12 protein-coding genes are annotated in these 11,906 nt (G+C 71.0%); 2 read left to right on the top strand and 10 right to left on the bottom strand.

From position 1 onward, the window contains the following. Positions 1-87 precede the first annotated feature (87 nt). From IPN47_24980 to IPN47_24995, 4 genes are read right to left on the bottom strand one after another with little or no spacing between them, the layout of a single operon-like run. Positions 88-894, bottom strand: a complete 807-nt coding sequence (locus tag IPN47_24980) for a HEAT repeat domain-containing protein (GenBank protein ID MBK9411231.1) — start codon at positions 892-894, stop codon at positions 88-90. Further along, positions 891-2,483, bottom strand: a complete 1,593-nt coding sequence (locus IPN47_24985; GenBank protein MBK9411232.1) for a HEAT repeat domain-containing protein — start codon at positions 2,481-2,483, stop codon at positions 891-893. Before IPN47_24985 ends, IPN47_24980 begins: the two co-directional genes overlap by 4 nt. 12 nt (positions 2,484-2,495) lie before the next feature. Then, the gene (locus IPN47_24990) at positions 2,496-3,263 is read right to left on the bottom strand and encodes a hypothetical protein (protein MBK9411233.1); all 768 of its coding nucleotides are present in this window, start codon (positions 3,261-3,263) and stop codon (positions 2,496-2,498) included. Beyond that, positions 3,260-3,814, bottom strand: coding sequence for a sigma-70 family RNA polymerase sigma factor (locus tag IPN47_24995; protein ID MBK9411234.1), 555 nt, complete (start codon positions 3,812-3,814; stop codon positions 3,260-3,262). Before IPN47_24995 ends, IPN47_24990 begins: the two co-directional genes overlap by 4 nt. Positions 3,815-3,992: 178 nt before the next feature. On the opposite strand from IPN47_24995, the gene IPN47_25000 reads away from it, so the two are divergent. Continuing rightward, positions 3,993-5,483 (top strand): DASS family sodium-coupled anion symporter, encoded by a 1,491-nt coding sequence (locus IPN47_25000; GenBank protein ID MBK9411235.1) that lies wholly within the window; start codon positions 3,993-3,995, stop codon positions 5,481-5,483. A gap of 194 nt (positions 5,484-5,677) precedes the next feature. Next, a complete protein-coding gene (locus IPN47_25005) occupies positions 5,678-6,772 on the top strand; it encodes an alanine racemase (protein MBK9411236.1) in 1,095 nt (364 codons plus the stop codon). Here IPN47_25005 and IPN47_25010 read toward each other — a convergent pair. The 6 genes from IPN47_25010 to IPN47_25035 all read right to left on the bottom strand — a co-directional run bounded on the left by IPN47_25010 (position 6,729) and on the right by IPN47_25035 (position 11,807). Then, positions 6,729-7,298, bottom strand: coding sequence for a YceI family protein (locus tag IPN47_25010; GenBank protein MBK9411237.1), 570 nt, complete (start codon positions 7,296-7,298; stop codon positions 6,729-6,731). The two genes, IPN47_25005 and IPN47_25010, sit on opposite strands and share 44 nt — an antisense overlap. 12 nt (positions 7,299-7,310) lie before the next feature. Then, entirely contained in the window at positions 7,311-7,748 is a 438-nt protein-coding gene (locus IPN47_25015) for a hypothetical protein (protein MBK9411238.1), read from the bottom strand. 5 nt (positions 7,749-7,753) lie between these two features. Then, positions 7,754-8,668: a hypothetical protein gene (locus IPN47_25020; GenBank protein MBK9411239.1), complete on the bottom strand. Its 915-nt coding sequence runs from the start codon at positions 8,666-8,668 to the stop codon at positions 7,754-7,756. Between the two features lie 109 nt (positions 8,669-8,777). Further along, positions 8,778-9,410, bottom strand: coding sequence for an Ig-like domain-containing protein (locus IPN47_25025; GenBank protein ID MBK9411240.1), 633 nt, complete (start codon positions 9,408-9,410; stop codon positions 8,778-8,780). A gap of 326 nt (positions 9,411-9,736) precedes the next feature. Beyond that, a complete protein-coding gene (locus IPN47_25030; GenBank protein MBK9411241.1) occupies positions 9,737-10,534 on the bottom strand; it encodes a response regulator transcription factor in 798 nt (265 codons plus the stop codon). A gap of 16 nt (positions 10,535-10,550) precedes the next feature. Continuing rightward, entirely contained in the window at positions 10,551-11,807 is a 1,257-nt protein-coding gene (locus tag IPN47_25035; protein ID MBK9411242.1) for a histidine kinase, read from the bottom strand. Between the last annotated feature and the right edge of the window lie 99 nt (positions 11,808-11,906).

Consider the following 11,906-nt stretch of genomic DNA (forward strand, 5'->3'; position numbering starts at 1 on the left):
GACCGGTCTTCTCCGGTCGAGGCCGCCGCGGCGGGAACGGTGTTCCGGGGCGTCGCCGACGGCTCGCGGCCCATCGGCGCGTCGGGCTCACCCCTTGGCGAGCAGCTCCTCGATCAGCTGCAAGGCGCGCGGATCGCCGGACTGGCCGAGCCAGAAGAGCGCCTTCTTCCTGAGCGCCGGGTCCTTGCTCGTCCGGACGACCTTCACGAGGGCGGGAATCCCCTCGTCGCGGGGGCGCTGCGAGAGGGCGAAGATCGCCTGCTCGCGCACCTCGCGATCGAGCGCGGCCTCGCCCACCAGCTCGTCGAGCCCCGCGGTGGCCGGCCCCTCGGCGAGCTGCCCCAGCCAGAAGACCGCCTGCTTGCGCGTCTCACGCGGGCGGGAGTCGTCGCGGGCCAACTGCATGAGGTCACGCCAGATCACGACCGAGTCGATGACGGTAAGCGGGAAGATGGCGCTGCGGCCGGCCTTTCCGTCGGTGGTGCGGGCGAGGGAGAGGAGCAGCGCGGCCGCCTCGCGCGTGCTCACGTGCCCGAGATCGGTCACCTGCCCCCCGACTCGCCAGCGTCCGCCGACGTAGAAGCGCAGATCCTCGACCACACCACCGTCCTTGTCGATCACGATGCGCCCTGGCCCGCTGTCGCAGTCGACGTCGTACTCCACGTCGCGCGCGCTCCCCTCACCCCATGTGGTGCGGCTGCGCCCGTCGCGGGAGCGCCAGATGTTCTGGCCGGAGCCGCAGACCTCAGGGCGAAGGGTGAAGGTGAAGCGCACCCGCCCGTCCCGGACCAGCGCCAGGCGCTGGCTCGCGCCTTGGGCTTGCAGCTGTCGGTGAGGGGCCAGGGCGCCGGCCAGCAGGAGCGCCCCGACCACCACGCGCGTCGCGGTCATCATCCGATGAGCTCCTCGAGGAACTTGGCCACCCGCGGGTCGCGCGACTGCGACAGCCAGAAGATCGCCTTCTTGCGCAGCTCCTTGTCCTTGTCGTTCTTCGCGATGTCCATGAGCTTGTCGGCCGCCGCCGCGTCCCGGCGCTGCGAGTAGACGAAGATCACCTGCTCCTTCATCTCGCGATCGTCGGTCTTGCTGTAGAGCGCGGCCAGGTCGTCCATCGAGGTCCCGCGGCTCTGCCCGGCCCAGAAGAGCGCCTTCTTCCGCATCTCGATCGGCTCCCGGTTGTTCATCGCCAGCTCGAGGAGCCAGCGATTGTTCTCGCCGCCGCGGTTCTGCGAAATCGAGAAGATGATCTTCTCCTTGAGCTCCTCTTCCTTCACCCGGGCGTAGAGGCTCTTGAGCAGCTCGCCGTTGTCAGCGTTGCGCTGCTGCCCGAGCCAGAAGATCGCCTGCTCGCGCACCTTGAGCGCGGCGCCATCGCGCTGCGCGAGGTCGCGCAGGATCGTGCCGGCGCGCTGGCTGCGATGCTGCGAGAGCGCGAAGACGGCCTTCTCCAGCACCTCGTCGTTGGACTCCTTCTGGAGAATCTCCTGGAGCATGTCGACGGCGCGATCGTCCTTGGTCTGCCCGAGCCAGAAGACCGCCTGCTCGCGCACCTCGGCGTCCGGGTCGCCGCGCACGGCGCCCATGAGGATGTCGGCGGCCCGCGCGTCTCCCTTCTGCGAGACAAGGAAAACCGCCTTGCGTCGCAGCGAGGCCGAGCACTTGTCACGACGTGCGAGGACGCGCTCGAGGATCGGGAGGGCGCGTTCGGCGTCCATCTGCAGCAGGGCGTTGAGGGCGGCCACGCGTTCGTCGTCCTCATCGTCGCGCGGACATCCGGGCTCGGAGGCCGATGCCGATGCCGACGAACGCCCCTGTCCCGTGGAGGTCACCCGACGTCCCGCGACCACTCCCTGCTGGCCGGGGCGCCCGGCCGTCACACCCGTGGATGTGCCGCCGCCGGCACTCGCCGACACCTCGGCGGCGCACTGCTCGTCGCCACGCTTAGCCAGCACGCCGCAGACGCGAATGCGGAGCGTGTTCGCGTCGCCCAGCGTTGCGGCTGACGGGTACTCCTGCGCGAGGCGGTCGAGCGAGGCCAGCGCCTCGTGCAGGGCCGGCGAGGCGCCATCCCGATAGAGCGAGTACGCTTGCCAGTACAGCGCGTCACCGGCCAGCGGTGCCTTGCCCGCGCGCCGCGCCACTTCCATGAACAGGTCGGCGGCCCGGCGATACTCGCCGCGATTCATGCGCTCGCGCGCCTGCCGGAAGAGCGAGTCGACGACCTGGTCGCCCGTCCAGGCCACACGGCTGGTCGCGCGCGTGGTGGCCGCCGACGTGAGGTCCGACGTCATGGCCAGCGCCGCAAGCGCCCCGGCGAGGGGCGTCGTAGCGTTGACGCTGGACACGCCCGCCGCAGCGGTCGCGATGCTGACGCTCGCTCTGGCACGAGCGGGCGAGGCGGCCCCCTGGGCGGGGGCAATGGCCGGCGCGGTCGCCAGCGCCGCCACGGTCACGGCATGAATGAAGGTGCGATGGACAGTCATGTCTATGTCTCCTTACGTGCCGCTCATGAAGCCGGCGGGAATGGACGAACGAAGGCGTGAGAGCATCGCACCGCGCTCGATGGAGCGCTGCACGAGGGTACGATCGGCCACCGACTCGGCCGGGAGCTGCACGATCTGGGCAAGGACGAGTTCGAGGTCTTCGAGCAGGTGCCGGCGACGCGCGTCGCTTGCAGCTGGCGAGTCGAGCAGCAGGCGCGTATCGCCGAGCAGGTCGCGCGCCCAGCGATCCAGCGACGCCGGTGACTCGCCCGGCCCACCGCCGTCGCCGCTCGACTTGAACGAGGTCAGGAGCGCCTCGACGCGCGACAGGTGCTGCACGGCGGCGAGGTCGTACGACATGCTGCTCCCGTCGTCGACCCTGGTCGTCGAGGCGGACGGAAAGCCGTCGCCGCGCCGTGCCAGACCCGTCGCGGTATCCGCGGCCGCGAGGCGCGCCGCGGCATCGTCGGCCGGAACACTGGCCACGGTCGGCTCCTCACCGGCGGACGCGCCGCGGGTTGACCAGAGGCGCCCGATCCCCACGCCGGCGGCGAGGATGACCACGGCGGCGGCGGCTTGCCAGTAGCGCGCGGCTCCTCTCCCACGCACCGGCGACACGCCGGCGCTCGCCGACGGTACGTCGACGACCGGCGTCGCCGCCTTGATCGCCGACCACATCGCCTCGCGCGGCACGTCGCCGGGGCGGTTGTAGTCGCGCGCCGCCGAGTGCAGCCAGTGATCGAACTTCTCGTCGTTCATCTCGTCGTGATGGTCGTTCATGCGCTCCATGCTCCTGCAAAATCCGCCAGCGCTTCGCGAAGGCGGCCCCGGGCGCGAAAGAGCTGCGCCTTGGACGTTCCGGCCTGGATGCCGAGTATCTGGCCGATTTCTTCATGCGTGTAGCCTTCCACGTCGTGCAGCACGAACACCGAGCGGTAGCCTTCCGGCAGGGCATCGATCGCCCGGTGCAACCGGTCGCGCAGGTCGGGGTCGGCCCGTCGCGTCGTCGTACCTAACGACTCCGCCTCCTCCAGCACCGTCTCGCGCGTCCTGAGCCGCTTGATCTTGCGCAGCCCATTGAGCGCCACGGAGACGGCGATGCTGTGCAACCAGGTGGAGAAGGCCGAGTCGCCCCGGAAGTCCCCCAGCCGCTGGAACGCGCGGATGAAGGCCTCCTGGGTGAAGTCGCGCGCGAGGTCCTCGTCTCCCGCGAGGCGAAAGGCCACACGGTAGAGCCGGTCCACGTTGGCCTCGTAGAGTTCGCGCTGGGCCGCACGGTCCCCGGCCCTGGCGCGCTCGATCGTCGCTCGCTCGGTCACCCACCCCACCATTGGCTTGGTCGGTGACGCGCCAGCAAGACGCCGATCGCGCAACCGCCCTTGGGACACGGGGTCCGCTGGAATGGTTGCGCGAGCCTCGCCGTTTGGCGACCCCAGCGCCATCTTGGCGCGCCATGAAACGCCGTCTCATACCCGGCCCGACGCACCCCTCATCGTCCCGACGGGGCGCATGAGCACCACGCCGCCTACCACGCCCCCTGCCACGCCCCCCTCGGCGTCGCCCGCCGCCGCTCCCAGCTCGGGCGAGCGGCACGAGCCGCATACCGTCTGGTGGCGCTGGCTCCTGATTCTTGGCGTCGGCGGGGGGATCGTCGCGCTCGGGGCCCCCGCGGGGATCGCCCCCGAGGCCTGGCGTCTCTTCGCGATCTTCATCGCCACCATCCTGGGCTCGATCCTGCGCCCGGCTCCGGCCGGCGCGGTCGTCCTGTTCGGCGTCTGCGCCATCGCGGTGACCGGCGCCATGACGCCAGCCAACGCGCTCAAGGGATACAGCGACCCGCTCGTCTGGCTGGTCCTGTGCGCCTTCTTCATCTCGCGCGGGGTGATGAAAACCGGGCTGGGCGAGCGCATCGCCTACCATTTCATCCGCGCCATCGGGCAGCGGTCGATTGGCCTGGTCTACGCGCTCGTGGGGACCGACACGCTGCTGGCGACGATCATCCCGTCGAACAGCGCCCGCGCCGGGGGGGTGATCTTCCCGATTGCCCGCAGCCTGGCGCAGGCGTACGACTCACACCCCGGTCCGACGGCGCGACGGCTCGGCGCCTATCTCATGGTCGCGGTCTACCACTGCGACGTGATCGCCTGCGCCATGTTCCTCACCGGGCAGGCGTCGAACGTCCTGATCGCGCGCTTCGCCAAGGAAGTGAGCGGCGTCGAGCTCACGTTCACCAGCTGGGCCGCGGCGATGATCGTCCCGGGGCTGACCGCGCTGGCGCTCGTCCCCATCATCCTCTTCCGGCTCTTTCCCCCCGAGATCACGCACACCCCCGACGCGGCATCGTTCGCCGGGCGCGCGCTGGAGAAGATGGGGGCGCCGTCCCGCGGGGAGTGGATGATGCTGCTCGTCTTCGTCGTGGTCGCGCTGCTGTGGATGACGACGCGCTGGCACGGGATCAACTACACCGTCGTGGCGCTGATGGGGGTCTGCTTCCTCATCATCACGGGCGTGTTGCAGTGGGACGACGTGATGGGCGACCGCGCGGCGTGGGACGTCTTCATCTGGTACGGCGGCCTGGTGCGGATGGCCGAGGCGTTAGGCGAGACCGGGATCACGAAGCGATTCGCCGAGGTGGCCGCGAGCCTGACGCTGGGGTGGGAATGGGGGGCCGCGCTGATCGCGCTCGTCCTCATCTACTTCTTCGCGCACTACGCCTTTGCCAGCATCACCGCGCATGCCACGGCGATGTTCACGCCCTTCCTGGTGGTGGTGATCGCCGCGGGGGCGCCGCCGCACCTCGCGGTCCTTTCGCTCGCGGCCGCCTCGAACCTGGACGCCGCCCTCACGCACTTCGGGACGACGACGTCGCCCATCTACTTCGGCGCCCGCTACATCCCGCAGAAGACGTGGTGGCGCCTGGGGTTGATCACGGCCTGCGCGACGATCCTCATCTTCGGCACCATCGGTCCGCTGTGGTGGCGGGTGCTGGGACTCTGGTAACTCCTGGAAGACGGGAAGACGGGAAGACGGGAAGACGAGAACGGGCGCGCACCTCTTCCGGACCCCGTGAACGCCCGGATACACTAGCCCCTCCCTCGTCTTCCCGTCTTCCCGTCTTCTCGAAGAACAGCGTGCGTCGCACACATCTCTCGCTCCAGCCCGACGCCGACGCGTCGCCCACACGGCTCGACCAGATGGAGACGCCGGCCGCGCTGGTCGATCTCGACATCCTGGCGCAGAACATCGACCGCATGGCCGAGTACTCGGCCTTGCACGGGTTGTCGCTCCGACCGCACGTCAAGACGCACAAGTCGCCGCGGATCGCGGCGGAGCAGCTGCGCCTGGGGGCGGTGGGGCTGACCTGCGCCACGCCGCGCGAGCTGGAAGTGATGTCCGACGTGACCAGCGACCTCCTGCTCAACTATCCGTTGCTGGGGGCGCCGAAACTGGCGCGGGCGCTGTCGCTCCCGCGCGAGGTGCAGCTGACGGTGGCCGTCGACTCGATGATCGCGGTGGACGCCCTGGCGGCGACGGCCCGCATCATGGACCGTCCGGTGCGCGTGTACGTCGAGCTCGACCTTGGCATGCATCGCGTGGGGGTGCAGAGCGTGGACGACGCGATCGCCCTGGCGATGCGGGTGGCGGAGCAGCCGCCGCTGATTTTCGCCGGCATCACGTTCTATCCGGGACACATCCGCGAGCCGGTCTCGGAGCAGGAGGCCAAGCTGGCGCGACTGCGGCAGGACCTGGCGTCGGCGCTGGAGCGGATGGAGCGCTCGGGGGTCCGGCCGTCGATCGTGAGCGGTGGCTCGACGCCGCTGGCGTGGCGCATGCACGAGGTCCCCGGCGTGACCGAGGTGCGCCCCGGCACGTACGTCTACAATGACCGCACGACGGCGCAGATCGGGGCGTGCGCGTGGGAAGACTGTGCGTTCACCGTGCTGGCGACGGTGGTGAGCACCGCCGTCCCCGGCCAGGCGGTGATCGATGCCGGCTGCAAGGCGTTAGGGCGCGAACCGGTGCGCGGCGTGGCGGGCGAAGGGTACGCCGCCCTGCTCGACCGCCCCGAAGTCACGGTGCAGCGCATGTCGGAGGAGCACGGGATCCTCGACCTCACGCAGACGTCGTGGCGCCCGCGCGTGGGCGACGTGGTGCGCCTGGTGCCGAACCACGTGTGCATCGTCGTGCACCTCAACGACGTGATCCACGGCGTGCGTGGCGACGTGGTCGAGTCGCGCTGGCCGGTCAGTGCCCGAGGGCGGGAAGGAGCGCTGGCAGGAGACGCATAGCGGGGACGACGAGGCGCGCCTCCACCTGCACGCGCTTCCCCACGGCGAGGAAGATCGGGTTCAGGAGGTCGAGGCCGCGCGCGATCCCCACCCCGTGCGCATGACTCGGGACGTCGAGCGCGCCGCTGAAGGCGATGCGCCCGGCGATCCCCTCGCCGTCCATGCGATGCACCGGGCAGCGCGTCACCATCTCGCGTGTCTCGCCGCGCAACGCGAGCACGCCGGCCACGAGCAGGTCACCGTTGTCGCGCGAGACGCGCCGGCTGCTGAAGGTGATGTGCGGGTACCGGTCAGCGTCGAGGAACGAGGGGCCGCGCAGGTGGCGGTCGCGCATCGGCATCCCCGTGTCGATGCTGGCGGCGGCCACCGCCACCTCGAGTGTCGCGCGTTCGATGTCGGTGTTGGGAAGCACGAGCGCGCCATGCAGCTCACCGAAGTACCCCTCGACGCGCAGCGGCCCTAACCACGCCGTGAAGGTCACGCGCATGGTGCGGGCATCGAGGGTGAATCGCGTCGCGTCGCGCATGGCGTTCCCTTGCTACTCGCGCGTCGCGCCGCGATCGATCCAGCGCGCGATCGTGGCGATCTGGTTGGCGGTGAGCGGGGCGGCCGCGAGCGGCATGCGGCTCACGCCCGACCGCGCCGCGGCGTCACGCCCGACCATCTTCATGAGCCACGACCGTGACGCGGCGCCGGGAATCACGAGGGTATCGCCGGGATTGAGCCGCGCCGGGCGTCCCACCAGGGCGCCATGCGACGCCCCCGACACGAGGACGAGCCCCGCCTGACGCGTCGCCGCCGAGTGGCAACCGCCGAAGGCGCAGCGCTTGTCGAGGATGGGCTGCACGTCGCGCGCGAGCGACGGCTCCTCGACGAGCACGTCCGGGAGGCCGAAGGTCGGATCTTCCGGAGCCTCGAAGTCGACGCAGGCCGCGAGCACGGTCACGAGGACGGCCGCGGCACTCGTCAGCTGCACGCGCGTCATCGTCCCGCCCCGGTGACCGCCATGAAGGCCCGCACCGTCGCCACACTGCCGGGCGCATAGAACCACTCCCCCGCCGTCGTCAGTCGCGACGAGAGCGCCAACCGCGCGCCGGCCGAGATGTGCGGACGCGTATCGTGCAGGGCGAGGACGGGATGATCTCCGTCGCGCGTCCCGTCCGCTCGCAGCACCCCGATGTCGAATCGCGATCGATCGACGCGCCCGCCAGCGGCGAGCCACCATTCACCGCGTCCGCCACGCCAGGTGCGCGTCCCCATCACCTCGCCCGCGACGATCCGCGGCTCGAACCAGTCGTTGGAGTCGTGGCCATGACAGACCGCGGCGTAGTAGGTCGCGAGATCGCGCCCCCCATCGGCGGTCGTGGCGGCGTTGCAGGTGATGGCCCCTTCCACGCGCCCAGCGACGGCCGAGAGGCGCGGCGACAGACGCACGCCGCGCCAGGTGGCCAGCGTACGCGAGGCCGCGACGCCCCACAGGTTGGCCCGGGCGTCGCCGATGGCGATCGGCGGGACCCACGACGCCTCGAGCACAGCGCGCGATGTCCGAAGGGCGACGCGGGGGCGTGGGAGGATGGGGGACAGGTTGGTCGTCTCCGGTTTGTCGATCCCTGGCTGTCGTTGGGACTCGGACAGCGCCGGGAGCCAGCTCCCCTCGACGCCGACCGACCAGCGCCGCCCCGACGCGACCTCGCCTAACGGGGAGAAGACCATGGCGGCCGAGTAGAAGGCGAGGAGCTGCCCTTCGGGTTCGGATGCCCGGTGCCGCTGCACCACGCGCCCTTGCGACCAGGCCGGGGTCGCCGTCAGCATCAGCATGAGCGCACCTCTCGCGACCTCGAGCGGGCGATGGCCCGGCGCCAGTCGCGCCAGGCGCGCCAGGCGCGCCAAGCGCATTCGGAGCGTCACGCACCCGAGGGGAACACACCGCCGCCGATCCTTTGCCTGCTCCACCCCCACGATCGACGACGGTGTGTCCAGACCTCGCATGCGCTCGCGCCGTCCGCTAGGGCACGAGGACGTTTCCGCTCATCCCGCTGTGCAATGTGCAGACGTATCCGAAGTTGCCCGGCGTGTTGAAGGTGCGCCCCACGGATGCATTCGTGGTGTTGCCGATCCCGGCGGGGGCGCCCGACGTTCCCTGAAAGTCGACGTTGTGCACGAGGTCGCCGAAGGTCCACGTCACCGTCCCGCCGCGGGCGAGTGCCACGTTAGGCGGCGTGAAGGTGTTGGCGGCCGTCCCCGAGACCACGGTCACCGCGTTGGGCAGCGCGCCGGTCACGGTCACCGCCGTGGTGGCCGACTTGCTCACGCTTCCGAGGGTGCCGGTGACGGTGATCGTCGACGTCCCGGCGCTGATCCCGAGCACCTGCCCCGTCTGCGACACCGAGGCGACGGCGGTGTTGCTCGAGCTGTAGGAGAACGAGACCCCCGCGACGGCGGCGCCGCTGGCCGACGAGGCACTCGGCGTGATGTTCTGCGTGGAGCCGGCGCTCAGCGACAGCGTGGTCGGCGAGACGGTCACGTTGTCCAGCGTCGCGGTGGGCGGGGGATTGGTGGTGCCGCCGCCATCGCCACCACCACCGCAGGCCGCCAGCAGCAACGCGGCTGAGACCCGCCAGAACTTGGGAACTGACACGCGCACGAGCACCTCGACCTCGAGTGGTGAACCGGCGCGTGACGCGAGGGAGCGCGGCGCGCAGTGACGGGGGCGAAGCTAGGCTCGCTCGGGCCGCCGCCACAACGCGCAGGCGGTGGAAGGGGTGGCGCGGACGGTGAAGGGCGCGGGTGGTGCGGCGAAGGCGGGGGCTCTTGAAGCGGTTGTGGGGGGCGCGGGCCGGGAGGCGCGGGGGGGCCGGGTCTCACGCGAAGCCGCGAAGACGCGAAGACGCGAGGATCGACCGGGCTTTTCGGGGGGGGCGAGGCGGCGGGGCGACGCGCCGGGCGATGCAGCGGAGGCGTGGACTACGCGCCGATCAACTCGCGGACCCGGGCGCGGTAGCTCTTCCCCGTCTGTACGCGGGTGCCGTCGGCCAGCACGATGATCCAGTCGCCCTGGAACCAGGGTTGGAACTCGCGGATGCGCTCGACGTTGACTATGGCCGAGCGATGCACACGAACGAAGGTGCGTGACGGCAGGCGCTGCTCGAGTTGCGAGAGGGTCACGCGATGCTCGAAGACCTGCTTCCCCACGTGCAGGCGGGCGACGTCGTCGGCCGCCTCGACCCAGTCGATGTCCTGCATGCGCAGGTAGAGCATCCGTTCGCCGGCGCGCACGGTCAGGCGATCGGCGCCGGCCCGCGCGCCGTCGATCGCGTCCATGGCCTTGGCGAGGGCGACCGGCTCGGATGCCGGCCGCGCCGACGCCGCCATCGGGGTCTCGGCCGCCGGACGCAGCAGCCTAACGACGCGCTCGATCGCCTTGGCGAAGCGCGCGCGATTCACCGGCTTGAGCAGGTAGTCCACCGCGTGCACCTCGAACGCGGCGAGCGCATGCTGGTCGTACGCCGTGACGAAGATGACGGCCGGCATCCGGTCGACGCCGACGCCACGCACCACGTCGAAGCCCCCGCCTTCCGGCATCTGCACGTCGAGCAGGACCAGCTCCGGCGCGTCCGCCCGGATGCGGGCGATGGCCGACGCGCCGTCGCCGCACTCCCCGATGACGGTGATGTCGTCGCGGGACGAGAGCAGCGCGCGCAGGTGTTCGCGCGCCAGCGGCTCGTCGTCGATCACCAGGGTCCGGACCGGGGGAGTGGCCATGCCGGGATGATGGCGCTCAGTCGGGATCGATGCCAGCGGCCACGAGGCGCGCCGCCGGCTCGGTGTGGAAGGGGATGACGATCGACACCTCGAATCCGCCCGTCGCCCCCGCCCCCGCGGTGAGGCGGTGCCCCTCGCCATACAGCGAGGTGAGGCGGGCGCGCGAGTTGGCCAGGCCGACCCCTTCGCGCCGCAGCTGCGGGACCGGTTCGCCCACACCGTCGTCGCGGACGACGAGCAGCAGCGCGTCGTTGGAGCGACGCGCCGCCACCTCCACCGTCCCACCCGCCGCGCGCGGACCGATCCCGTGCTTGATCGCATTCTCCACCAGGGGCTGGAGGATGAGGTTGGGCACGAGCGCCTCGCGCACGTCGGGCGCGACATCCAGTCGCACCACCAGGCGCCCCTGGAAGCGCTCCTGCTGGATGTCGACGTAGTGCTCGAGCACCTCGATCTCGCGCGACAGCGGGACCTCCTGCTCTGCGGCGCTCCCCAGGGAGATCCGCAGCAGCTCGCTGAGCCCGGCCACCATCCGCTCGGCCCGGTCCGGGGCGCGGTGGATGAGCGCCGTGATGGCATTGAGCGTGTTGAAGAGGAAGTGCGGGTGCAGCTGCAGCTTGAGCGTCTGGAGTTGCGCCTGGTCGAGCTGCGCTTGCAGCTGCTCGCTGGCCCGGGAGACCTCGGCGTAGCGGGTCCACAGCTGCTCCTGCCACTGCGTGGCGTACGTGGCCACCGCGCCGGCACACGCCAGGAGGAAGAGGCGCGCCCCCTCGTCGAGCGGCGACACGCCGTCGGCCCCCAGCGCCAGCACGGGATTGGCCACGAGCGCCAGCCGCCCGCTCACCGCGAAGCCCACCACCAGCGCTGCGTACTCGACCACCGCGAGCGCCGAGACGATGGCCGCCTTTCGTGTGCTCGACGCCACCGGGAGCGCGGCCAGGATGATGAAGTAGGCGGTGATGATCGGCGTCTTGAGGGCCAGCATCGGCGTGGACGCGAGCGCGTACCCCCCGATGATGCAGCTGACGGCCGTGATGTCGAGGATCGGATTGGCGATGCTCAGCCACGCCGGGAGCCGGCGGCGCCGGTGAAAGAGCGGGACCTGCACCACCGCCCACGCCAGCGTCGGCACGAGGATGGCGACGTTGGTGCGGTTGAGCGCCGGCGTGAGCAACGGCGCGTAGAGCAGCGCCGCCCCGCCCAGCAGGAGGAGGACGACGATGCGCACGCCGTTGAGCGCCCGCTCGGCGCGGTCGCGCTCGACCGCCAGCACGTCTCGCGGCGAGAACGGGGGGGCCAGGGAGGCATCGCCGGCCGCCGTACCCCGAGGAGGCGCGGCCGTCGTTTCGCGTGACAGGGGGGGCGGAGCGCC

Source organism: Gemmatimonadota bacterium (assembly GCA_016719105.1).
Lineage (GTDB): Bacteria > Gemmatimonadota > Gemmatimonadetes > Gemmatimonadales > Gemmatimonadaceae > SCN-70-22.